At 38.0% G+C, this 25,270-nt stretch carries 21 protein-coding genes and 1 tRNA gene; 6 read left to right on the forward strand and 16 right to left on the reverse strand.

From position 1 onward, the window contains the following. Window positions 1-50 precede the first annotated feature (50 nt). Entirely contained in the window at window positions 51-257 is a 207-nt protein-coding gene (locus AACV00_RS16245) for a 2-hydroxymuconate tautomerase family protein (RefSeq protein ID WP_060554927.1), read from the forward strand. Between the two features lie 92 nt (window positions 258-349). Here the strand turns inward: AACV00_RS16245 and AACV00_RS16250 are convergent, their stop codons facing one another. From AACV00_RS16250 to AACV00_RS16295, 10 genes are all read right to left on the reverse strand, one after another. Next, the gene (locus AACV00_RS16250; protein WP_234370081.1) at window positions 350-1,822 is read right to left on the reverse strand and encodes a M16 family metallopeptidase; all 1,473 of its coding nucleotides are present in this window, start codon (window positions 1,820-1,822) and stop codon (window positions 350-352) included. Between the two features lie 212 nt (window positions 1,823-2,034). Further along, a complete protein-coding gene (locus AACV00_RS16255; protein ID WP_004246847.1) occupies window positions 2,035-2,745 on the reverse strand; it encodes a HAMP domain-containing protein in 711 nt (236 codons plus the stop codon). A gap of 232 nt (window positions 2,746-2,977) precedes the next feature. Beyond that, complete coding sequence (locus AACV00_RS16260; RefSeq protein ID WP_104459604.1) at window positions 2,978-4,672, reverse strand: two-partner secretion domain-containing protein; 1,695 nt, start codon at window positions 4,670-4,672, stop codon at window positions 2,978-2,980. A 126-nt stretch (window positions 4,673-4,798) separates the two neighbouring features. Further along, a complete protein-coding gene (dppF, locus tag AACV00_RS16265) occupies window positions 4,799-5,800 on the reverse strand; it encodes a dipeptide ABC transporter ATP-binding subunit DppF (RefSeq protein ID WP_036919249.1) in 1,002 nt (333 codons plus the stop codon). Then, window positions 5,793-6,776 carry a dipeptide ABC transporter ATP-binding protein gene (dppD, locus tag AACV00_RS16270; protein WP_004250066.1) on the reverse strand — a complete coding sequence of 328 codons (984 nt, stop codon included), beginning with the start codon at window positions 6,774-6,776 and terminating at the stop codon, window positions 5,793-5,795. The genes dppF and dppD overlap by 8 nt, the downstream gene beginning before the upstream one ends. A gap of 12 nt (window positions 6,777-6,788) precedes the next feature. Further along, complete coding sequence (dppC, locus tag AACV00_RS16275) at window positions 6,789-7,691, reverse strand: dipeptide ABC transporter permease DppC (protein ID WP_004249100.1); 903 nt, start codon at window positions 7,689-7,691, stop codon at window positions 6,789-6,791. Window positions 7,692-7,701: 10 nt separating this feature from the next. Further along, the gene (gene dppB, locus AACV00_RS16280; RefSeq protein WP_004246841.1) at window positions 7,702-8,721 is read right to left on the reverse strand and encodes a dipeptide ABC transporter permease DppB; all 1,020 of its coding nucleotides are present in this window, start codon (window positions 8,719-8,721) and stop codon (window positions 7,702-7,704) included. 169 nt (window positions 8,722-8,890) lie between these two features. Beyond that, window positions 8,891-10,498 (reverse strand): dipeptide ABC transporter periplasmic-binding protein DppA, encoded by a 1,608-nt coding sequence (gene dppA, locus AACV00_RS16285; RefSeq protein ID WP_004249098.1) that lies wholly within the window; start codon window positions 10,496-10,498, stop codon window positions 8,891-8,893. Window positions 10,499-11,020: 522 nt separating this feature from the next. After that, window positions 11,021-12,703, reverse strand: a complete 1,683-nt coding sequence (locus tag AACV00_RS16290) for a ShlB/FhaC/HecB family hemolysin secretion/activation protein (RefSeq protein WP_104459603.1) — start codon at window positions 12,701-12,703, stop codon at window positions 11,021-11,023. Between the two features lie 226 nt (window positions 12,704-12,929). Further along, window positions 12,930-13,006: transfer RNA gene (locus tag AACV00_RS16295), tRNA-Pro, on the reverse strand. Between the two features lie 299 nt (window positions 13,007-13,305). Between AACV00_RS16295 and AACV00_RS16300 the strand changes: the two genes are divergently transcribed. Continuing rightward, the gene (locus tag AACV00_RS16300) at window positions 13,306-13,608 is read left to right on the forward strand and encodes a DUF5339 family protein (RefSeq protein WP_004250065.1); all 303 of its coding nucleotides are present in this window, start codon (window positions 13,306-13,308) and stop codon (window positions 13,606-13,608) included. Window positions 13,609-13,665: 57 nt separating this feature from the next. On the opposite strand, the gene AACV00_RS16305 is transcribed toward AACV00_RS16300, so the two are convergent. Continuing rightward, window positions 13,666-13,995: a YceK/YidQ family lipoprotein gene (locus AACV00_RS16305; protein WP_004246836.1), complete on the reverse strand. Its 330-nt coding sequence runs from the start codon at window positions 13,993-13,995 to the stop codon at window positions 13,666-13,668. Window positions 13,996-14,373: 378 nt separating this feature from the next. Between AACV00_RS16305 and AACV00_RS16310 the strand changes: the two genes are divergently transcribed. Beyond that, window positions 14,374-16,032 carry a putative transporter gene (locus AACV00_RS16310; protein ID WP_036972160.1) on the forward strand — a complete coding sequence of 553 codons (1,659 nt, stop codon included), beginning with the start codon at window positions 14,374-14,376 and terminating at the stop codon, window positions 16,030-16,032. Between the two features lie 268 nt (window positions 16,033-16,300). Here the strand turns inward: AACV00_RS16310 and AACV00_RS16315 are convergent, their stop codons facing one another. Both AACV00_RS16315 and AACV00_RS16320 read right to left on the reverse strand, forming a co-directional pair. Then, complete coding sequence (locus AACV00_RS16315) at window positions 16,301-17,587, reverse strand: valine--pyruvate transaminase (RefSeq protein ID WP_369744262.1); 1,287 nt, start codon at window positions 17,585-17,587, stop codon at window positions 16,301-16,303. Window positions 17,588-17,729: 142 nt separating this feature from the next. After that, window positions 17,730-18,311 (reverse strand): DNA-3-methyladenine glycosylase I, encoded by a 582-nt coding sequence (locus AACV00_RS16320; RefSeq protein ID WP_004246833.1) that lies wholly within the window; start codon window positions 18,309-18,311, stop codon window positions 17,730-17,732. Window positions 18,312-18,561: 250 nt separating this feature from the next. On the opposite strand from AACV00_RS16320, the gene glyQ reads away from it, so the two are divergent. Both glyQ and glyS read left to right on the forward strand, forming a co-directional pair. Beyond that, the gene (glyQ, locus tag AACV00_RS16325; RefSeq protein ID WP_004246832.1) at window positions 18,562-19,467 is read left to right on the forward strand and encodes a glycine--tRNA ligase subunit alpha; all 906 of its coding nucleotides are present in this window, start codon (window positions 18,562-18,564) and stop codon (window positions 19,465-19,467) included. A gap of 9 nt (window positions 19,468-19,476) precedes the next feature. Then, on the forward strand, window positions 19,477-21,549 hold the full coding sequence (glyS, locus tag AACV00_RS16330) for a glycine--tRNA ligase subunit beta (RefSeq protein WP_049203260.1): 2,073 nt from the start codon (window positions 19,477-19,479) through the stop codon (window positions 21,547-21,549). 60 nt (window positions 21,550-21,609) lie between these two features. On the opposite strand, the gene AACV00_RS16335 is transcribed toward glyS, so the two are convergent. From AACV00_RS16335 to AACV00_RS16345, 3 genes are all read right to left on the reverse strand, one after another. After that, window positions 21,610-22,044 (reverse strand): hypothetical protein, encoded by a 435-nt coding sequence (locus tag AACV00_RS16335; protein WP_036972158.1) that lies wholly within the window; start codon window positions 22,042-22,044, stop codon window positions 21,610-21,612. Further along, window positions 22,037-22,921 (reverse strand): endonuclease/exonuclease/phosphatase family protein, encoded by an 885-nt coding sequence (locus AACV00_RS16340; RefSeq protein WP_049196834.1) that lies wholly within the window; start codon window positions 22,919-22,921, stop codon window positions 22,037-22,039. Before AACV00_RS16340 ends, AACV00_RS16335 begins: the two co-directional genes overlap by 8 nt. Before the next feature lie 216 nt (window positions 22,922-23,137). Beyond that, entirely contained in the window at window positions 23,138-24,424 is a 1,287-nt protein-coding gene (locus AACV00_RS16345; protein WP_049196833.1) for a DUF3748 domain-containing protein, read from the reverse strand. 136 nt (window positions 24,425-24,560) lie between these two features. On the opposite strand from AACV00_RS16345, the gene AACV00_RS16350 reads away from it, so the two are divergent. Continuing rightward, window positions 24,561-25,178, forward strand: coding sequence for a trimeric intracellular cation channel family protein (locus AACV00_RS16350; RefSeq protein WP_004246822.1), 618 nt, complete (start codon window positions 24,561-24,563; stop codon window positions 25,176-25,178). Window positions 25,179-25,270: the final 92 nt, after the last annotated feature.

Consider the following 25,270-nt stretch of genomic DNA (forward strand, 5'->3'; position numbering starts at 1 on the left):
CCCTGCATTAACTACCTATTAATAATGTAAAACGTAATAAGGAAAAATAAATGCCATACGTTAATATTAAAATTACCCGCGAAGGTGCAACAGCAGAACAAAAAGAACAATTAATTGCTGGAGCAACACAGCTTTTAGTGGATGTGTTAGGCAAAAACCCAGCGACAACTGTCGTCGTTATCGATGAAGTTGATACAGATAACTGGGGGATAGGTGGTAAAACAGTAACCGATTTACGTGCCTGTGCAAAAAAATAAGCTGGCGGTTTAACATATAAAAATAAAAAAGCTGAAAATAGCGTTAGGCTATTTCCAGCTTTTATTTATTAAGTTAATGCCGTACTACTTATCTATTTTGTCTGTTGTACATCTGCCTGCACCGAAGCTTTTTCACCAGTAGTTAACGATGTTTTACCCGTGTTTGAGCTATCCGCTATTTCTGGGTGAACTTGCTTTTCAAATTGCACACGCAATTCACCTAAGTTTACCGTTGGCGTCTCGCTACTTTGCGTTAATACAAAAGTGATATCCTCAGATAGAATTCTCGATAACTCTTGATTTAACATCTCTTTCGTTAAACCCGCTAAAAATGCTTGGCGTAAACGCTGATATTGCTCTGGTGGAATATCAATAATATTGCTTTGCTGAGACAATAAACGCTGATTAATTAAGATAGAAGTACTTGTTTTGGCATAACGCGCAAACAATTGAGTGAGTTGAATTTGCTTTTCTTGAAGTAAATCTTGATACAATTCATCACTGACACCTTGATTACGTAATTCGCCAAGCTCTTCCCCCACCCAAGTGGCAAGTGCAGGAATATTTGCCGTTGCTGTATCAACATTTAACGAGCAACTGGCTCGTTGATATTGCACTCGACAATCGATATTCACTTGCGTACTTTCTTTTTCTTTACGCTGTTCGAGACTACGACCTAAGTGCACAAAAATCACTTCACGCGCTAAATCACTTAACCAATAACGGCTCAGTGTGTCAGAATCTTTCACTGGTGACCAATCTAGATCCCAAATAAGAGAGATTTGGTCATTTTTTCGCATGGGTTCTTGCACATACAATGTTTCTGGTTTCATATCGGCAAGAACGGGCACAGGCACAGGTGTCACGCGTTTTCCTTCCAGAGAAGAAAATGCCTGATTAATACTTTCGGTTAAGATACGATTATCAACATTACCCGCAATATATAACGTCATCATATCTGGGGTATACCAACGCTGTTGATAATCTGATAACTCTTTTGTATTTACCGAATGATTAACCGGTTTACCTGGATTATGGCCTTTTAGATTTGAGCCTTCTAGACGTGAACGCCAGATAGGATCATCAATATTAGCGGGAAAAGTCACCACCGGAAGCGGTGATTGAATCGCATTTCGAACCGCATCTTCTGTATATTGTGCCGGTTTTGCTATGCCCGCCAATAATGCAAAGGCATCTTTTAATAATTCAGGCTGGTTATTAGGCAAGCTTAAGTTATAAACCGTAAAGTCATAAGAGACGATCATCGGTGGCAATGGATAATCAGGATCGAATGCATTTTTCCAAAGATTATCGCGTTTTTCTGGTGTTAATCCGGTGTTTTCTAACACATTCAGTTTTGACACCAGAGATGAAAACCCTGTTTCACTGCGCTTTTCTGATAAAGAGCCCGTATTCACTAATAAGCGAATTTGGATCCTATCATTTGGACGTTGTGGTGTTTGTAAAATTTGCCATTGGAAACCATTTGCGAGTCGCCCTTCTTGCCAAGCAGGATCAGGCTGCAGTGCTTCAGCTTGAACCTGACAAATAGCAGCGCTGAACATAACGCTTCCCAATAAAATTCGTGTCATTGCACCCTGCATGTGAACCTCTGTTTTATTAATCCTTGGTATTAAACCACTTATGAGGTTTAACAATAAATGCCGGAAGACATGTTAGATGTAAAATGTCTGTATGTTGCGTTGTCATCTTTATCACCACAGAACGCTAAAATAAAATCACTCACGTGATTAGAGTCATAGTGGTGTAAGAAGGTTCAGATATCTGACTCTTTTTGATCAGATTTTTGTTGATTATATCCTTTAATCAGCAAACCAATCTCATCATCACGATGAGATTCTGAACACGACAACATCGAAACCTGATTACTTTTATTAAGAGTCACAGCAATGTGGCGCAACGGTTTTACCATAATACGATTAATACACCAGCTAATTGCAATAGTGAGGATAAGACCCATTAATAAATAAGTCGTCAACATCAGTGCGACAGTATTACTCGCAAAACGATAAAAACGGTTAGTATCTGCCTGTAAAATAAGATGACTGGTATAGGCTTTATCGTCAGCGGAGGTAATACCTAAAGGCTGTAAAGGGATAGTCACTTCAACAGGGATGCCAAACAGCCAACGTGAAAATTGAGAAACTGATTTTTTCGGTGCAAAATCTAAGTTCATCACCTGAACATTTTCGGGTTGTGTCACAATCGCTTTACCCAGTATCCCGGTCGTTTTTAAACTAATGATCAGTTGTTTGGCATCATTTAAATCTGAACGCAATAGCGCATCAGCTAGCGGTTGTTGTATACTGACTGCCGCATTAAATAGCTGATTTTGATAATCTTCTCGGCGTTGATCAATCAAATAAACAAGCTGAATACTAATAAAAATAGCAATAGTCACCAACGTGACACCTGCAACAGCTGCCATCTGTTTGATTGTTAGTGAACGTTTGAGATGAGGTTTCATCAGTGCTATTTCCAGTAACCATGCTTGAACAACGGTGATTATACTGTATTTTTTCGATTATGTATCACAATCAATAAAGAAAAAACACACGAAAGCCTGCATCTCTACTCAGGTTAAAATCAATAAAAAGAATTATCTGGCTATAAACTCAAATAGCCAGATAATATTCATCTTTTTTAGATGATAATTTTATTACTCTTTTAATTGTTATTATTAAATATCATCATTTAAATTATTTAGTTTTATGTGGGTTAATATCGAAAATAACCTTGTTATTCTCCGTTATCTTGCTAGCGAACTTAAATAAGCTATATTCATTAATTAAAGAAGTTTTAAACTGACCTTTAATATTAATTTCATTATCAGCTATCAAATCTATATAAGTTTTGCTTAATCCATCGTCTGAAGGCCTTTCTTTAAATTTAACATCTGTTATATTTATGTTATCTCCATGTGCAAAAATTTGACCAAAACCAAGCATAGATAGTTTATTTAAATTAATATCATTAAGCTTATTTTTATCTAAGCTATTATTGTCGTTACCATCTCCTATCGGGATATTTCGATAACCTAAAAATCTGATACTGCTATTTCTCAGCGCAAATCTACCCGAGTAGTTATTATCTTGATGGGCATTAAATGAGACACCAGAATTTCTGACATAAGAAGTTGTTTTATCAATATCAACATTAATATTTCTCCCATTAAATAAAACTTCGCTATTTATAATAGCTAGTTTACCTTTAAAGTTAATATTGTCACTTTCTATATATTGAAGTGCTGATCCTATTTCTTTACCCTCAGCCTCCAACTTTCTTTTTTCTGCTTGTTTAGCTTCATCGATTTTAAGAACAGCACTCTGGATCTTGTTATATTCTGCTTGCTGTTGATCAGCAACTCTCCTAGCTTCAGTAGCTAGTTCTCTTATTTTCTTTAGTTTATTTTTATGTATAAAATGAGGATCTAACTCCATTATTTTTTCTTCTAATGCCTCTAATTCTAATGCTATTTCAGCTGATTTTTTTGCATCTATTTCAAGAAAATATAACTTCATAGATGCTAACATGAACATTAGATCTACTTCATTATATGCTCTAAATTCATTCTTTTTATTAATAATTCCGAATACTGATTTTTCATTAGCATTAATTTCTTTATTACGAATGATATTGATTTTTTTAGTGATTAGATCCCCATCAAGATTAAAAATGCCACCTTGTAGAGAGAAAAGATCTGTTTTTAATGAACTATTTTCTAAAATAGAGAGACCTTCTTGGTTATCTTTAGATAGCTCTTTTCCTTGGTCACCTTTCCAATCATAATCAACAAAACTAACCGTTTCATAGCCATTGATCACATTAAAAACTGGGATTTTATTTTTACCCAATATATTAATACGATTAGAAAAAACATTGATTGTTTGTTTTTCATTGAAATTATTAACATTTTTTAGATTAACATAACCATCTGATAAGTAAATTTTTTTTCCTGTAATACTATCTAACTTCCCTGAAATTAACATCACCTTATCTGAACCTGAAAATTGACATCCGTAGCAATCAATTCCATTTGGATTGGCGATAATCAATTCTGCATCTTGTCCTAAAACAGAGATTTTACCCTCTAATGAACTCGTTTTTTTTGAAGTCACTTCGTTAAGAATAACTTTTGCTTTTGCCTCGCTATTATCAATATTAACGCCTTCTTTTCCAACATTAAATTGTTCAAAATAGTTAACTGATAAATTCATATCGTTTGCTTTGTTGATAGAAATAGTTTCTGAACCATCTCCATTCTTGCTCACTGTTGTGTTTGCAGATTTTTCTGCATCTACAATAACGTTATTGGCTACTGCACTATTATGCATAAAAGCAAATGAAATAGAGATAACTAGAAGATTTAATGATGGCAATTTTTTATAAAACATAACGTCCCTTTTATTTAGTAAATTTAAAGAGAGACTAAATAATAAGAAACGCTAGTCATATAAAAATAAGAACAACATATAATATCATTGTTCTTATTTTATAAACCAAATTTATCAATCTATTGATTAAAACTCGCCGTGATCTTGCTCTACGGCAAAACAAGCAATCAACTGCCCATGATACTCTTTTAAAGTCGGTTGTAATTGTGTACACATTCCAAATGCGCGCCGACAACGAGCAGCAAAAGCACATCCTGGTGGTGGATTTAACGGACTAGGTAATTCACCCGTTAATTTAATTCTCTCTCGCCTTAATGTCGGTGTTAATCTTGGTGTTGCTGATAATAACGCTTGGGTGTAAGGATGTTGTGGGTTTTCAAATATCTGTGCTTTAGTGCCCTTTTCAACACAGCGCCCTAAATACATCACCACCACTTCATCTGCAATATGTTCAACAACGGAAAGATCATGGGAAATAAAAACATAAGAAAGTCCCATCTCTTGCTGGAGATCCATCATTAAATTAAGCACCTGAGCTCGCACAGAAACGTCTAGGGCAGATACAGGCTCATCAGCAACCACAATATCAGGTTCAAGCATTAAACCACGGGCGATAGCAATACGTTGGCGTTGTCCTCCTGAAAACATATGCGGATAACGACTATAGTGCTCAGCCTTTAAACCTACTTTCGCCATCATAGAAAGTACTTTTTCTTTACGATCTTGTGCACTTAACGTGGTATTAATTAATAGAGGCTCTTCTAATATTTGCCCCACTTTCTTACGTGGATTTAATGATCCATAAGGATTTTGAAAGACAATTTGGATCTTTTGGCGCCGTAATTTTTCCGCTGATTTATCTTTAACTAATAAATTTTGCCCTTGATATGAAAGCTCTCCTGAGGTTGGTACTTCAATCATCGTTAATAATCGACCTAAGGTTGACTTACCACAGCCAGACTCCCCAACCACGGCTAATGTTTTTCCTCGCTCGAGCTCAAAAGAGACGCCATCTAGTGCCTTAACGGTTTTTTCCTTCGCAAAAAGTCCACCTTTAACGCTGTAATATTTGGCAAGATTAACCGCTTTTAATAAAGGCACGGCAGTATTCGGATTAACATTAGCCATATGTTGGTCTCCCTGTATCATCCAATGGTGTATGACATTTCACTCGATGTTTACCCATCTCTTTCAATTCGGGCTCTATCTGAAAACAAGTATCCTGTGCATAGGGGCAACGAGGATTAAGTAAGCATCCCATCGGTCTATCATAACGTCCCGGAACCACGCCCGGTAATGACTCAAGCCGAGCTTTATCACTCGCAAATTCAGGTAATGCTTTTAATAAAGCTTGGGTATAAGGATGGCGAGGCGCTTTGAAAATTTCTGTTGCGAGGCCTGATTCAACAACTTGCCCTGCATACATCACAATAATGGTATCTGCAGCTTCTGCGACTAATGCCAAATCATGAGTAATTAACACTAATGCCATATTTTCTTGTTTTTGTAATTCAAGTAATAGCTCGATAATTTGCGCTTGAATGGTGACATCAAGCGCAGTGGTTGGCTCATCAGCAATCAATAATTTAGGTTGGCAAGCAATTGCCATCGCAATCATCACCCGTTGGCTCATCCCACCCGACAGTTGATGAGGATAAACATTTAAACGTGATGCGGGATCAGGAATACCCACCAGCGTTAATAGATCAATCGCCCGCTGTTTACGCGTACGATGACTTCCTCCTTGATGAACTTTGAGGGCCTCCATAATTTGATAACCGACCGTAAAACAAGGGTTAAGGCTTGTCATCGGATCTTGAAATATCATGGCAACCTCAGCACCAACCAAATCACGACGTTCAGATTCAGAAATTTGCATCAGATCACGTCCATCAAATTGCAAGGCTTGTGCTGATACTCGACCGGGAAAATCAATAAGCCCCATAATCGCTAATGAACTGACTGATTTCCCTGAGCCTGACTCGCCAACAATGCCCACTACTTGACCTTCTTCTACTTGATAACTGATCCGGTCTACCGCTTTAAACGGAGTATCTTCATCACCAAAGTGAACTGATAATTGATTTATATTTAATAACGCCATGCTCTTACTCCGTTACTGCTTTAATTTTGGATCGAGTGCATCTCGTAGACCGTCACCCATTAAGTTAAAGGCTAAAACCGTCAACAAAATAGCTAACCCCGGAAAAGTCACTACCCACCATGCACTTTGGGTAAATTGCAGTACATCAGATAACATGGTTCCCCATTCTGGTGTCGGTGGCTGTGCGCCCATTCCCAAAAAACCTAAGGCAGCCATATCTAAGATGGCATTAGAAAAACCTAAAGATGCTTGCACAATTAAAGGAGCAAGGCAGTTAGGCAAGATATTGATAAACATTTGGCGTATAGAGCCTGCTCCCGCAACACGAGACGCCACAACATAATCACGGTTAATTTCTGTTAACACTGCCGCACGCGTCAGTCGAACATAATGAGGTAGGGCAACAAAGGTTAAAGCGATTGAAGCATTAATAATCGAAGGCCCAAAAATAGCCACTAACACTAATGCTAATAAAAGACTGGGTAATGCCAGCATAATATCAACTACGCGCATAATGGCGATATCAACGATGCCACCAAAATAGCCAGCCATTAAACCTAAAATAATGCCTAAAATCAGCGAAAGTATAACGACAATGCAACCAACGAGTAATGAAAGGCGCGCACCATACATTAAGCGAGAGAGAATATCCCGCCCAACATCATCAGTACCTAAAATAAAACTCCAGCTTCCTCCTTCTTGCCATACAGGGGGCGTTAGAAGAAATTCACGAAACTGCTCATTAGGTGCATGAGGCGCTAAAACGCCTGCAAGGGCAGCTATCAACAGCATAATGACAATATAAATTAAGCCAACAACCGCCCCTTTATTTTGTTTGAAATAGTGCCAAAACTCTTGAAAGGGGGTCATTGGCACCGGTGCACTAATGACCGGTGTTACGTTATTTTCAGCCATGATGCACTCCTTATTTCTTATGACGGATACGTGGGTTAACAATGCCATATAGCACATCCACTAATAGATTCACGAAAATGATCATAGTGGCAATGAGCAATACTCCCCCTTGAACAACAGGGTAGTCTCGACGTTGTAGAGCATCAATTAACCAGCGACCTAACCCCGGCCATGAAAAAATAGTTTCTGTCAGTATCGCTCCGGCTAGCATCGTACCAACTTGTAAACCAATCACCGTCACAACAGGTAACATTGCGTTACGTAATGCATGGATCAAAATCACTCGTGCACGACTTAATCCTTTTGCTCTGGCAGTGCGAATATAATCTTCTCCCAATACTTCCAACATTGCCGAACGCGTCATGCGCACAATAACCGCTAATGGAATAGTCCCAAGCACAATGGCCGGTAAAATAATATGGTGTAGCGCATCAAGAAAATCACCTTCTTCCCCCCAAAAGAGCGTATCAATCAACATAAATCCCGTTAGTGGATAGCTATCATCTAGAAAGACACTATCCGCCAACCGGCCTGATACAGGTGTTAGATCAAGCTTCACTGAAACGAGCATAATCAGCATGATCCCCCACCAGAAGATAGGCATAGAATATCCTGCAAGTGACACACTGATTGCCGTATGATCAAAAATAGAACCTCGTTTTACTGCCGCAAGCACCCCAACGGGAATGCCCACTGAAACAGCAAAAATCATGGCACAAATACCTAGCTCTAAGGTTGCTTTAAATCGTGGCAAAAATTCATCCCAGACAGGAATACGACTTTTTAGTGAAATACCTAAATCACCGTGCATAATGCCGTTAAGGTAATTTAAATATTGTTGCCATAGTGGTTTATCTAGTCCTAATTCCGCCATTAAATAAGCGTGACGCTCTGGTGATAATCCACGCTCTCCCGCCATAATCATGACCGGATCACCCGGAATAAGATGGACAAAAATAAAGGTTAATAACGTAATTCCGATAAACGTTGGGATCACGAGCCCCAAACGCTGAAGGATAAATTGCAGCATATCCTAATTCTCTTTTTACACATCAGCTAAAAGATAGCGCTGATAAATCAGGGGAAAGCCCCTGCGCTCACAGTGTACTGAATGTATTGATTATTATTGGATAGCGGTACTTCTCTAAACGCTCAGAGAAGTACCGTGGTAAAGATAACTCAGCTCGTTAATATCACGACTATTTTAGAGAGACATTATTAAAGTGGTGTTTACCTAATGGGTCGACCACATAGTTCTCTACTTTTTTACTGATTGGTTCATATACCGTGGAGTGAGCAATAATCAGTGCTGGCGCTTGGTCATGCATCACCACTTGAGCTTGCTTATATAACTCAACACGCTTATCGTGATCTGCCGTGATCCGCGCAGGCTGGATCAGATCTTCAAACGGCTTATAACACCATTTCGAGTAGTTAGAGCCTTGCTCTTTCGCAGCGCAACTAAACAGTGTGGCAAAAAAGTTATCAGGATCACCGTTATCTCCCGTCCAGCCCATCATCACAGCTTGGTGTTCACCTGATTTAGCACGTTTCAGATATTCACCCCACTCATAACTGACGATCTTGGTTTTCACACCAATTTTTTCCCAGTCAGCTTGTACCATTTCAGCCATACGGCGAGCATTAGGGTTATATGGCCGTTGCACTGGCATCGCCCATAAATCGATAGTAAAGCCATCTGCAAGGCCGGCCTCTTTTAGCAATGCTTTGGCTTTTTCAGGGTTATATTCATAATCGACGATATCATCGTTATAACCCCACATTGTCGGTGGAATAAGATTCTTCGCTTTCTGACCTGCACCTTGATAGACAGCTTCAATAATGGCGTCTTTATTCACCGCCATACTTAATGCTTGGCGTACTTTTTGGTTATCGAGCGGTTTTTTCTCCACATTAAAAGAGATATACCCCACGTTTAATCCGGGTTGTTCAAGTAGCTGGATATCTTTATTTTGTTTCATCTTGGCGATATCAGCAGGATTTGGGTAAGGCATTGCCTGACATTCGTTCTTTTGTAATTTGGCATAACGAACTGAAGCATCTGGCGTAATAGAGAAAACTAAACGATCTATATCAGGTTTTTTCCCCCAATATTTATCATTCGCTTTATAAAGAATACGTGAGTCTTTTTGATATTGTTGCAGTTGGAAAGGTCCCGTACCAATAGGATTGAGATCCACTTTCTCAGGAGTCCCTGCTTTCATCATATTATCTGCATACTCGGCAGAAAGAATAGATGCGAAGTCCATTGCCATATCAGCCAAGAAAGGCGCTTCTGAACGGGTAAGTACAAAGCGAACCGTATTGTCATCCACTTTTTCGATCTTCTCGATCATATTATTCATATCCATCCCAGTGAAATATTCATAACTTCCACCAGAGACTTTATGATAAGGATGATTTGGGTCCATTTGACGCATAAATGTATATATCACATCATCTGCGTTAAATTCACGAGTGGGCTTAAACTCTTTGTTGCTATGCCAACTAACCCCTTTACGTAAATGGAAAGTATACACCTTACCATCATCGCTCACTTCCCAACTTTCAGCTAAGCCGGGAGTAATTTCAGTGGTGCCGAGTTTAAACTCAACTAAGCGATCATAAAGCGGTACTGAGCTTGCGTCATAAGTCGTACCTGAGGTAAATAGTTGGGGGTTAAATCCTTCCGGTGAGCCTTCTGAACAGTACACTAATGTTTTCGCTTGCACACCCGCTGAAATAGCCAAAGCGAGTAAGCCGATTGTAGCGGTTAGCAACCCTGTCTGTTTTTTGGAGCTTCTCATCATTATTCTCCGTCATTATTCTGTTGTGTTTTTTGGTTTCCTGTTTAAAAACGGAATACCTTTTTATTTTGTCATTGTTCAATTAACCAACTGTATTCGTTTCCGTCAATAAGGGGCTTTACGCCAAAATGAACAAGTTGCAAACATAAACGAAACAAATACCAAACAATTACAGGATAAAAATTGGACAAATTGATTTAATGGTAGAGAATTAAACCACACATTAAGTAAGTCTTAAGTTAAATGACTATTTAAAAAAAAACGATATTTTGTGATTGAACGCTTAAATATTAAACGAATATATTGAAATGAAACAAAGAAGTGGGTGGTTTATTCTGTTAGTAGCGAAGAATAACACCAGTATATAGAAGATAATCAGCGCAATACTCCGTTAATCCAAAGAGAGAAAAATACCTTTTTCTCTCTTTGACTACTAGTATGCTATATAAGCCAATAATCTATAGTTAATTATTAAATAATTTATAAAAACAGTAGTAAAAAATATAAAATCAACCTCCATAATCAGAAGTTAAATTGGGTATTAAAATTAAACTGCGATCCTGTCGCTTCTCGACTAGAAGGGGCTGATAACGGTATGCTCCATACTAACTGATAACTAAGTTTCTTAAAGCTACCTTCTAATCCTATTGCCGCACCAACTAAATATTTATTTTTATTATAAAAAATGTTTTTTCTATCTTCTGAAACGGAACCATAATCTATGGCGGAAAATAGCATTTGGTTATTCAAAGGTGTAAGCCAAGTAACTTTATGTCGGGAAACAAACTGATTGGCATCAGAATAACCTTTGCCGGACTCAAAACCATACACGCTATACAGACCACCAATGGTTGCTTTATCAAGTAATCCATCAATATCTGAGCGAGTCAGTTGGAATATCATTTCTGGTTGATAAAAAAATTGCTGTGAAGTGATTTTAAAAGGAATTAATGCATCAAAATTAAGATTAAAAATGGGTACACCATTAAGGGAATCTATCGGTGATAGTCTTGCGCCAGGAATAAAAACACTCTGCTTATAATGAAGTTTAGCATTAAGGTAACCCCCTCTCATAAAGCGATAATTTTGCTCAATACCCGCATTAACATAAGGACTGCGACGCTCATGGACTGATAAGCGATAGCCTGACACTTCATTGCGATAAGTGTAATATTGTATTCCACCACTTAAAGTCACCGTACGCTGTGTTGAAGGTCTAAATTGGCGCTGGATCTCAAAAGAAAGAAGCTGTTGACGCGTTTTTTGTAACTCTTTTGTCACTTCAGAGACTCTCATTTTTGAACCAATATCATAACCAAATAATGTCGCACGCCAATAATGATAAGGTACTTGCCATAAAAAGATCTGCTTCTTGATGCCTCTTGATTTTAAGGTATCGAGTTGACTTGAAAGAATAACCATTAAAGTATCATTAAGTTGCGCTAGATTACCAAAGCTTAGCCTTGTAGTACCAAATAGATCTCCGTAAATTTTCTGCTCCTTATTATCAATCGATACCGAGCCTGCCATTGTCCTTTTTCCCACTTGAGAAAGAGAAATAATTGACTCATGTTCTTTTGACGAGGGTTCTATCTGAATTTTGACATTACTATTAGGACGGGATCTGAAATTGTCAGCCCCCTGTTCAATATCTTTAACGTTTAAAATATCACCTTTTTTGACAGGCACTGCCTGTGAAATCAAATAGCGTTTATCTGTCGGGGCTTCGGAAACAATGTGTTGCACTCTCCCGACATTTAATGTGATATCCAATACCTCGTCATCGGCATAAAGATCAACTTTACCCACCTCACTGGTCACATAACCTGCATCATAAAGCAGCGCATTCAGAATATTGATATCTTGTTCTAACAATGCCTGTGACTGACAATGCCCAACTAATTCAGCTTGCCATTTTGCCACTTGGCGTTGCAGTGATGGGGAAGAAAACTCATCGAGATGATGGAGTTTTACCTGTTTGATTGAAAAACAATGCACAGAAGGTGTGATAAATTCCCTTTTATTTTGTGGTGCTAAGTTCACTAAAGAGACATTGTCATTTTGTTGTAGTAATTGATCTCTAAGTTGTGTTTCTGTCGGTAAATCTACTGGTACAGGGGGATCGATATGACTTTCATTCGCTACAGAAAAAAAAGCACAACACCATAAAATACAATAGATTAAAATAGACAACTCAATACGCATTCAATTTACACTCTTATCACCGGAAATAGGAGTGCTATGTATATGTAAAGAGAAACAAAAAAGATTTATAAAAACCGTCTTTTTACTCTGACTTACCTACACAGTTACCAATAATGCAACTATGTCGACTTATCAGATCAGAGAGTAAAAAATCATAAGCGATTATTTATAAAGAGATGCCTTAAAACGACAAAACCCCGCTTTAAAAAAGCGGGGTTTCTAAATATGGTCGGCGAGAGAGGATTCGAACCTCCGACCCACTGGTCCCAAACCAGTTGCGCTACCAGGCTGCGCTACTCGCCGAAAACGAGGTGCATCTTACTGCCAGAAAGCCAAAGCGTCAATACTTTTTTCTTATCTCCCAACTGTTCGTATGGTTTTCAACCAAAACGACTGATTTTTAACTTTTTATTAGCACTATTGCTGAAATTAACCGCATCATAAACCCTACTTTTACTTAAGTTATATGAAACAGCTATTTTTCTTTACAGTTATCAGAAAACATCATGAAAAATGACAAATTTATTCTTTATTGTTATCGTTTATTTCATGCACTTTTTATATAATTACCCTATGTCAAATCAGTTAGGTGAATTTAGAGCATGAAATCACGTTGGGGCATTAGCACATTACTTTTATTCGTCACCACATTTTCAGTCCAAGCGACTACATCACAAACTTGTCGGGTTTACTTTAAAGAAGCCGATAAATTCTTACAATATATTGCTACAAGAGATGACTTAAAACAGAACATGCCTGAAATAAAAGGTAATTTTGAACAAAATAAAAAGTTGATCAGTTCTTCCACCCTAAAAGAGCAAAAAGCAATTTGTGAAAAAGGAATGCAAGAGCTTGATAACCTTAACAAGATGTTTGGTCCAAAAGAAGCTACAGCAAAAAAATAAATATAAATAATGACTAAATAATAAATAAGTGATTATATTTAGTCTTATTTATAATAATTAGGTTTTATTTCCAGTATTAAGTGTATCATTAGTGCTACCTAATTTTTTTATCCTTTCTTTAGGTGAATTATCACTGTTGTCATCATGTTGTGTATAATAATCATAAGGAAGCAATAAAGTATCTAATAACGCACTAAAAGGAAGATCAAGAATAACTAACGGTTTCATTGCCCACCCTGTTTCATCATCAGAAAGCATATTAACGTTATTTTTTGTTCCTGAATAAAGCTCGTTATTAGGGCCAGCATGCGTCATAACACTTGAGCACCCTGTTAGTGATAGCATAAACGTCGCTAGTATTAACTTGTTAATGATTATGGATCTCATAGAGCACCTATAAAAAGCCGTTAGGGTTAAACACCTTTATTACATAGTTAAACCTGTTTTCCTTGTTAGGACAAGAAAAAGAAGATCTAAGGGGGTTATTTTTAATAACACAGGTAATTAATTTAATCTAAAAATAAACTCATTTTATATAATAATTCTGATGTTATAAATTATTATGTTTCACTGATATTAAAATTCAACCCTATTCATTTTAAATAAATATTTTAACTAAATATTTATCTTTTTTATTTTTTTGATCGTTATATATGCTGAATTTGTGCAATAAGACACAGCGTTTTTTTATCTTTTTGGCAAACTAGATGTATCGTTTTAGCTAGTAAGTTACTTGGCTATTTCACTTGGCATAGGATCTGTTTTATGAGTGATATTGCATTAACAATGGTGATGTTGTCATTAGCAGGCGCCTTAGGACTTTGGATAGGTAACGTTAAAATCTATCGGGTCAGTTTAGGAATTGGCGGAGTGCTGTTTGGAGGGATCATTGTCGGCCATTTAGCTCAACGTTATGGACTGGTGCTCAACACACAGATACTCCATTTTATTCAAGAATTCGGCCTTATCCTCTTTGTATATACCATTGGTATCCAAGTCGGCCCTGGTTTTTTCTCTTCTTTACGTGTATCTGGGCTTAAGCTCAATGCCTTTGCCATTTTGATTATTTTACTTGGTTCACTAGTAACAGCCTTTATTTATCACTTATTTAATGTGCCATTACCCATTATTCTTGGCATTTTTTCCGGTGCGGTAACGAACACGCCTTCATTAGGTGCAGGGCAACAAATCCTCACCGACCTTAATATCGATCCAGCCATAATCAGTCAAATGGGAATGGGATATGCTATGGCTTACCCCATGGGAATTTGTGGCATTCTTTTGGTCATGTGGTTTATTCGCGTGCTGTTTAAAATCAATATAGAGCGAGAAGCAAAACACTTTAACCATCAGCAAAACAGCACTAAAGAGACACTGCATACCATTAACATTGCCATTCGCAATCCCAATTTAGATGGCTTATTAATGCAAGATATCCCACTACTCAATGAAGATGCCCTTGTCTGTTCACGTTTGAAACGTGGCGACGATATTATGGTTCCGATGCCTTCCACTATTATTCAGTTAGGCGATTTACTGCATATTGTCGGCTCAAGAGAAGATCTCAATAAGGTTCGCCTTATTTTAGGCGAAGAAGTAGATGCTTCACTTTCTACCTCAACCCATCAATTACAATCTGTGCGCATTGTTGTCACGAATGACTCAGTATTGAGTAAACGATTAAAAGATCTCGATTTAAAAAGAAAATATGATGTTGTTATCACACGATTAAACCGAGCAGGAATTGAATTAATTCCTAGTAATAACAGTATGCTACAGTTTGGCGATATTTTAAATGTTGTGGGTAGACCTGGGGCCATAGAAGCAATTACGGTACTTTTGGGTAATGCACGGCAAAAATTAGAACAAGTACAGATGTTGCCTGTTTTTATTGGCATTGGTTTAGGGGTTTTATTAGGCTCTATCCCTATTTTTATTCCGGGGATCCCTGTTGCACTAAAATTAGGCCTTGCTGGCGGGCCGCTGATCGTGGCCTTGATTTTAGGCCGTATTGGTACTTTCGGGAAACTCTATTGGTTTATGCCCCCAAGCGCTAATCTTGCACTACGTGAACTCGGGATCGTCATGTTTTTAGCTGTGGTTGGCCTTAATTCCGGTGGCGAGTTTATTGATACCTTAATATATGGACAAGGGTTAAGTTGGATTGGCTATGGTATCGCGATCACACTACTCCCATTATTGATAGTCGGTATAATGGCTCGTCTCGTTTTTAAGTTAAATTACCTTACCCTATGTGGCGTACTTGCAGGCTCGATGACTGATCCTCCCGCTCTAGCATTCGCTAATTCTATTCATCAAAATAGCGGTGCAGCCGCACTTTCTTATGCCACGGTTTATCCTTTAGCTATGTTTTTACGCATCATCACGCCACAACTAATGGCACTGATTATTTGGGCTTTGTAGAGAATTTAATAGATATATTAAATGGTTGCAGTCAATTTGTTATCAAATGCTTAATTTCACTTTACAGAAGGATAATAAAGGGCTTAAAAGGGGCTTATTTAAGCCATCGATTTTATTATTATCTGTTTTAATAGCGCTCGTGCTAAGAAATTTAGATTGAGACGGATTGCTAACTTTTAGTAATCAATTTCTTTCCGTCAAACTTATGCTCAAAAGTCCTCGTTATTGTCTTTGCCCCTTCTTCTCGCTGAAGGGGCATTTTTATTACTTATTTATTCTGGCGATAAGCATGTTCTATCTCTTCCGATAGGATCTTTATTCCTTTTTCAATTAATGCAGGCTCTGGTACATAATTCATTCGCATACATTGATGTGCATGTTGCCACGACTCTTCTAAGCCTGGAAAGAAATAGTGACCAGGAACCATCAATACACCACGTTTTTTTAAACGCCGATAGAGTTCTTCACTTGAGATTGGTAAATCTTTAAACCAAAGCCACAAGAAAATAGCCCCTTCCGGTTTATGGATAAGGCAACGCTCTTTAGGTAGATAGCGACGAATAATATCAATAGTTTCAAGTACTCGTTGATGATAAAAAGATCTAATTATCTCTTGGGATAATCGCATTAAATCATCACGTTTGAGCATTTCTAATGCCATCGCAGGGCCAATACCTCCAGGGGCAAGACTAATAATGCCATTCACATTCGTGATTGCAGTAATAAGCTCTTCATTAGCGATAATAATGCCACAACGAGCCCCCGGTAATCCTAGCTTAGAGAGGCTCATACAAAGAATGGTGTTGTCATTCCAGTGGGGAGTTGCTTGGGAAAAAATAATCCCCGGAAAGGGCACGCCGTAAGCATTATCAATAATCAGTGGGATATCATGTTTTTTCGCTAAGGCATCCAGCTTTTTTACTTCATCATCAGTGATCACATTACCTGTTGGATTTGTTGGTCTAGAAACACAAATAGCACCAATATCATCACCTATCGTTAAATGTTCAAAATCTACATGATATTTAAATTGTCCATCAGGTAGCATTTCAATAGTGGGTTTATTCGCAACAAACAAATCTTCTTCTAATCCGGCATCGGCATATCCAATATATTCCGGAGCAATGGGAAAAAGAATTTTGCGCTTTTTACCCTCAGCAGATTGGCCACCGAGTAAATTAAAAAGATAAAAGAAAGCACTTTGACTGCCGTTAGTAAGCGCAATATTTTTAGCGGAAATATTCCATCCTAATTTTTCTTTTAAACAAATAGCCAAGGCGTTGAGCATCGCATCTTTACCTTGTGGCCCATCGTAATTACATACGGCATCACTTAATGAGCCATTATTCACCATCTCTTGTAATAATTGGTGAAAATAGCTGTCCATCTCAGGAATATGGGCAGGATTTCCTCCTCCTAACATCACCGCTTCTGGTGTACGTATTCCTTCATTTAAGTCTTGCATCAAGCGAGAAATACCTGAGTGGCGAGCAAATTTTTGCCCAAATCGTGATAGTTGAGTCATCTTTGCAGGATCTTCTTTGTCGTTTTTCATTAGATAAACACCATACCGTGAGCCGGACTCAGCATCAACCGTTAACAGATGTATACTTAAATATCAACACCAACCTTAAAACCAATATTGAAATATAAATTCAGTTTTAAATCCAATTAAAGATAACTAAACTAGTATTCTTCTATTTAATACTACTTTCCGGCTGAGATTGCCGGCAAAAACAACAGAGTATATGATCGTTAACCATGCCTACTGCTTGCATAAATGCATAACAGGTGGTGGTTCCAACAAATTTAAACCCTTTTTTCTTTAACGCCTTAGCCATATCATCTGAAATTTCAGTAAAAGCAGGAACCTGTGAAATAGTCTGCCACTGGTTATCAATGGGTTTTCCATCAACAAATTGCCAAATAAATTCACTGAAATCTTCACCCTGAGCTTCCATCGCTAAAAAGGCACGCGCATTATTGATAATGGCGTTAATTTTGCCACGATGACGAATAATAGACGGATCTTGTAGTAGTGTTTCCACATCTTTTTCAGTCATTAGTGCTATTTTTTCAGGACGAAAATCAAAAAAGCAACGACGAAATCCCGCTCTTTTCTTTAATACGGTATACCACGACAAACCTGCCTGTTGTCCTTCAAGGCAGATCATCTCAAAAAGTTTGTATTTATCTCGCTGTGGTTTTCCCCATTCATTATCATGGTATGCGAGATATTCAGGATCTTGAGTTACCCAATCACAACGTTGTTTATTCATTTGCTACATTCCTTGTTCTTTATAGGTGTTATTCATACAATTGATATCGCTCTTTATATACTGTATAAAAACACATGTAAATAGACTAAGAAAAAATCATTCTGGCTATTTGAGCATAGTCATAACAACGATTAAGGCACTATTTTTTTGATCAAGAGAAAATTGCCCGTATTCCTTGCTGTATATCTTTCGTCTAGAAGGTATACTGAAACCTTTCTTTTTATTCTATGTATCGCCATGCGGATATAACATGCAAAAGTTTGATACCAAAACCTTTCAGGGGCTGATCCTGACATTACAGGATTATTGGGCTCGTCAGGGCTGTACCATTGTTCAACCATTAGATATGGAAGTAGGAGCAGGTACCTCACACCCAATGACCTGTTTACGAGCATTAGGTCCAGAGCCTATTGCAGCGGCTTATGTTCAACCATCACGCCGTCCAACTGACGGACGTTACGGTGAAAACCCTAACCGTCTACAGCACTATTACCAATTCCAAGTTATCATCAAGCCATCACCGGATAACATCCAAGAGCTTTATCTTGGCTCTTTAAGAGAATTAGGATTAGATCCTACTATCCATGATATTCGTTTTGTTGAAGATAACTGGGAAAACCCAACATTAGGTGCTTGGGGATTAGGCTGGGAAGTTTGGCTCAACGGCATGGAAGTGACGCAATTTACCTATTTCCAACAAGTTGGCGGATTAGAGTGTAAACCCGTCACTGGCGAAATTACTTACGGTTTAGAGCGTCTGGCAATGTACATTCAAGGCGTTGATAGCGTTTATGACTTAGTTTGGTGTGATGGCCCATTAGGTAAAACCACCTACGGCGATATTTATCACCAAAATGAAGTGGAACAATCAACTTATAACTTTGAATATGCAGATGTTGACTTCTTATTCTCTTGTTTCGAACAATATGAAAAAGAAGCTCGTGAGTTGTTAGAGTTAGAAAAACCTCTGCCTTTACCTGCTTACGAACGTATCTTAAAAGCAGGTCACACTTTTAACTTATTGGATGCACGTAAAGCGATTTCTGTTACAGAGCGTCAACGCTATATTTTACGTATCCGTACTTTAACCAAAGCCGTCGCTGAAGCTTACTATGCTTCCCGTGAGGCGCTTGGTTTCCCTATGTGTAAAAAGTAAGAGGCTATTATGACAACTGAGACTTTCCTTGTGGAAATCGGCACAGAAGAGTTACCGCCGAAAGCGCTTCGTTCTTTAGCCGAATCTTTTGCGACCCATTTTACGGCTGAACTGGATAACGCCAATATTACTCATGGTGATGTATCTTGGTTTGCCGCTCCTCGTCGTTTAGCCATCAAAGTGGCGAATATGGCGAAATCTCAAGCAGATAGGATCGTTGAAAAACGAGGCCCTGCTATAGCGCAAGCATTTGATGCTGAAGGTAAGCCAACTAAAGCCGCAGAAGGTTGGGCTAGAGGTAACGGCATCACTGTTGATCAAGCTGAACGTTTATCAACGGATAAAGGTGAGTGGCTCTTTTATCGTGCTGAAGTTAAAGGCGAAGCCGTTAACCAACTACTGGCTGGTATGGTAAGCAATGCACTGGCAAAACTGCCTATCCCTAAATTAATGCGTTGGGGTGATAAAGAAACGCATTTTGTGCGTCCAGTGCATACTGTTACTTTATTATTGGGTGATACCCTCATTGACGGTGAAATCTTAGGTGTACAAAGCGATCGTATTATTCGTGGCCACCGTTTTATGGGTGAAGCTGAATTTACTATCGATAATGCAGACCAGTACCCTGAAATCCTTTATGAACGTGGTAAGGTCATTGCCGATTACGAAAACCGTAAATCCATCATTCTTCATGATGCACGTCTTGCGGCTGAAAAACTAGGTGGTGTCGCTGATTTAAGTGACAGCCTAGTTGAAGAAGTCACTTCATTAGTTGAATGGCCTGTGGTGTTAACGGCAAAATTTGAGGAAAAATTCCTTGAAGTTCCGGCTGAAGCATTGGTTTACACCATGAAAGGCGATCAGAAATATTTTCCTGTTTACGATAAACAAGGTGCGCTATTACCTCACTTTATTTTCGTTTCTAACATTGAATCCTCTGATCCTCAACAGATAATCAGTGGTAACGAAAAAGTGGTTCGCCCTCGTTTAGCGGATGCGGAATTCTTCTTTAAAACTGACCGAAAACAGCGTTTAGAAGATAACTTACCACGCCTTGAAACTGTTCTTTTCCAAAAAGATTTAGGCTCTCTACGCGACAAAACAGACCGTATTCAAGCTCTCGCCGGTTTTATTGCTGAGAAAATGGGTGCTGATGTCAATAAAGCAACACGTGCTGGTTTATTATCAAAATGTGACTTAATGACCAATATGGTGTTTGAATTCACCGATACCCAAGGGGTTATGGGGATGCATTATGCTCGCCATGATGGTGAAGATGAAGAAGTTGCTGTCGCATTAAAAGAGCAATATCAACCACGTTTTGCAGGTGATGCACTACCATCTAACCCAGTAGCAAGTGCTGTCGCTATAGCAGAAAAAATGGATACGCTGGCAGGTATCTTTGGTATTGGTCAACATCCTAAAGGGGATAAAGATCCTTTCGCCTTACGTCGTGCGGCCCTTGGTGTGCTACGTATTATTGTTGAACAAGATTTACCATTAGATATTGAAGAATTAACCCAAGAAGCGGCTCGCTTATATGGTGACAAACTGACGAACAAAAATGTCGTCAGTGATGTCGTAGAGTTTATGCTAGGTCGTTTCCGTGCTTGGTATCAAGAGCTGGGTTATAGTATTGATACTATTCAAGCGGTATTAGCGCGCCGCCCAACACAACCTGCTGACTTTAACGCTCGTGTAAAAGCCGTTACTTACTTCCGAACCTTAGAAGAAGCAACTGCATTAGCCGAAGCCAATAAACGTGTTTCTAATATCTTAGCAAAATCAGCAGATGTTAAGCTCAACGATAAAGTATTAGCCTCGGTGCTAAAAGCGCCTGAAGAAGTTCAGCTAGCGGCTAATCTTTCTGTGCTACAAGATAAGCTAGCCCCTCTATTTGCTGAACGTAAATACCAAGAAGCATTAGTTGAACTCGCCTCTTTACGTGATGTTGTGAATAACTTCTTTGATAAAGTGATGGTAATGGATAAAGACGAAGAAATTCGTGTCAACCGTTTAACCATGCTACATGAATTACGCGAGTTGTTCTTAAAAGTCGCTGATATTTCTGTTTTACAATAAGTTATAAAACTTAGTCATACAACAACATAAAACCGGCATTGCGAAAGCAGTGCCGGTTTTTTATTGGTGATTAATCAATTTATTATAAATAGTATGATGAGTAAGTTCGATGATCCTGATAGACTCATTATCAATAATATTAACAATAATATGTAATAAATTTTCAATATCTTCTGCGTGAAAAGATTCTATTTCCGTTTCTATCTCGATAGGAAAGCCATTTATTTTACTAAAGCTATAACCAAATAGTATAAAACCATCCTCTTTACTTAACTCTGCATTATTAATATAAACAAGGCGCTCACTATTTATAAAATGAATATTACTTTTATTATTATCTTCGAATAATACCTTAACTTTATTATTGGTGATCACTTCTAGCTTTTTGACCACTGCACTGATTTTATCTTCTATCTTACTTCGTAGATCAATAATAAAAGATGCTCTATTGAGTGAAGCTTTTATTTTTTCGAATATCTTATGTTCATCATTCATGGAAGATCCTACAAAATATGGGGTAATGATCAAATTTTTTAAAAAAGATATCATCAAGGCAGTGATTATCATCATTTAGGACGCGATAAAAATCAAGCTGTTCAAGATCTAATTTAAAACAATCTTCTTTTCCATATAAAAATGATGAAGAAAAAATCATTTGATCAAACACATACCAACGATTAATAGATGCGGAATTATAATAATATGTACCTAAATTATTAGTCTTCTTATCAGATAAGAGATACCAAAATGGGTTAAATAATAGTTTTCTTTTCTTTTTTATTAAATGATAATCTCTTGTCGCATACAATATATTAAGCATCGCATTAGAATAAGGCTCTGTATTATAATCCCCCATACAAATAAACTGAACATCATCTCCATTATTTTCAAAGAGTTTATTAATACTACTTCTTAATCCTGCAGCAGCCACTTCTCGAGTTGTATCATTAGCACTTAATATTGATGGCCAATGTGATAAAAAAAGGGTGATTATTTTTTGATGTTCGATTTCTTTAAATACAACAGCAACGCCTACCCTTACCATTCTATTATCAGGCTTGAGTTTGGTTAAAAACTTACTTGAAATAAACTCTAGTTTATTCATTTGATATATTAATGATATATCAATAATAATCCGTCCTATTTTTCCTGAGAGATCGATATAACCCATTTTTAATTGAGTCGCCAACTGCTTAAAAGCGTAGCTCTCGTTTTCAGAAACCTCACTCAACGCAATGATATCAAGTGTTTTTTTAATGATAAGTTCTTCAAGATATTTTTTCGCTAAGCCAACTTTTTCAGTCTTGACGTTCTGTTTTGATTTTGTCGGTGGAGATATTCCTATATTCCACCAGCATAAATTTAATTCCATTGTTATATTTTATATCCATTAAAATATATTTAATTTTTAATCTCTAATAACTATTATTAAAACAATAAGTTAACTTTAACATGACAATTAGCTTTATAAAAACCAATAAAATGAATCAAGACAAATAAATATTTTAATTTTTATTTAAATAATATGTATATTAATAATAATAGAAAAGGTAACATCAAAATCAGTTACCTTTCACAATAAAAAACGTTATAACCCACTTTCTACCGTAAATATTTGCCGATAACCATCAATATCACGCATAAAAGCAATATACTGATCATTAGGTGAAAATACGACTGCGTCACCACTTGGTGCTTGTGCTGTTTTATCAGTTAATCGCGTTAATTCACCTGTTTTAGCATTACATAACATCACGCTATTATCACAAATAAAGGTGAGATATTCTCCGCTATAGCTCCAAGTGAATGCAGATTGAATATCCCATTGCTGTAAAGTGACCTGTCTAATCGCTTTGGTGGCTGGCGAAACGGTATATAGCTGGACAACACCATTATCATCTTTCATCAGAAAAGCAATCGCATCTCCTTGCGGTGAACTTCTTAACCAATGACGAGGTTGATTTAAAACACCGGGATATTTTCTATGGTGGGTATTCGTCAAGCGGATTTGTTCAATCCCTTGTGCAGGAGCTGGCATCGTCGTCTCTGTTCCTGCCAGAGGTTTATCACCTTCTAGACTGAAAGCATGATCATCATCTGGCAAATCAACTAAGAAGATATCAGCGACCTTCTCACCACTTTCACTGACCGTATCACCAATAAAAGCAATAGCCCAACGCTGTTGTGAGCCATCAGCTTTGGTATAACCTTGTTTACCTATCCAACACTCTTCATAGGCTTTATTAATTTCATCACTGCCCTTTTGTGGATAAGCGACTGTTTGGCTTATTAGGGTACAGAAATATTCACCGTCATACTCACGGGGGTGCTTTTTCGCAACTTTAACGGCTTTGAGTGGCACTGCGATTGCAACATTACGTTGATCGAACTCGCGCCCTAACTCATGCATTATGTGATCATTATAAGTAAAGCTTAAACGTGTACCATCAGGGCTAAACACATGCACATGGGTTCCACCACGTAACGCGCCAGCTTGATAAGGCGATGTCAGGGAACAAGCATCAATATTAACTGCACCAAGATCTTCCTGCTCATTAACAATCACACCGCGACGGTGATGAAAATCATAATGCCATAAATCATCGGGATTTTCTGGGCCATGAATAAAAGCATAACGTACCGGTGCCACAGGGCTTATTGTGGCAACCCCAACATGAGCGCCTTGAGTGGCGGTGTAAATTATCTGTTGCTGTTTTGTTTTCGCATGAATTTTTTCTATGGTTAATCCTGTAAAAGATCCACCATTGGGACGTACATCATAAACTAACCACTGGCTATCTGGTGTCCAAACATTTATATTGGTTAACTGATGATGACGACTATCAAATGTAATCTGTTGTTCCTGAAAAGACATAGTTATCCTTATCGGGAAATAAATTTCCACATTATAAAAACTAATTGATTTTACCTGGCACTAAAAAAACTCAGTCGAGACTTTTTCGCAAGGTGATTACTCTACCCTCACTAAACAGTCAAAAAATTAAAAAATCATGTTACTTAGTGTTCTTTATATTATTGGTATTACCGCAGAAGCCATGACAGGGGCACTTGCCGCTGGTCGCCGTAAAATGGATGTTTTTGGCGTTATCATCATTGCATCAGCCACTGCTATTGGTGGTGGTTCAGTAAGAGATATTCTTCTTGGTCACTACCCTTTAGGTTGGGTCAAACACCCTGAGTATATTGTCACAGTAGCTTGTGCTGCGGTGATCACTATTTGGGTCGCCCCCATGATGAAACACCTACGACGCTTATTTCTCATTTTAGACTCCATCGGATTGATGGTTTTTTCTATTATCGGTGCCCAAATTGCACTCGATATGGAATATGGTCCTATTATTGCTGCCATTGCAGCCGTGATCACCGGCGCTTTTGGTGGCGTTTTACGTGATATGCTGTGTAATACCATTCCCCTCGTCTTCCAAAAAGAGATCTATGCGGGTGTCGCATTTGGCGCCGCTTGGCTCTACATGGGATTACTGTTTTACACGCCACTCCCTAAAGATGTCGTGATTATTATTACGCTTGTTGCCGGACTCACGGCTCGGCTACTCGCTATCCGCTATAAGCTTGGCTTACCCGTATTTAATTATGAAAATCAAGATTAGCGAAACGGAGTAATAACAACAGCAATTATTGTAGATTCTGTGGGGTATCTCAAAGTATCATCTCTTTTCTCGATGATGATAAAAGGCAATTC

This window comes from Proteus sp. G3927 (assembly GCF_963894685.1).
GTDB classification, from domain to species: Bacteria; Pseudomonadota; Gammaproteobacteria; order Enterobacterales; family Enterobacteriaceae; genus Proteus; species Proteus mirabilis.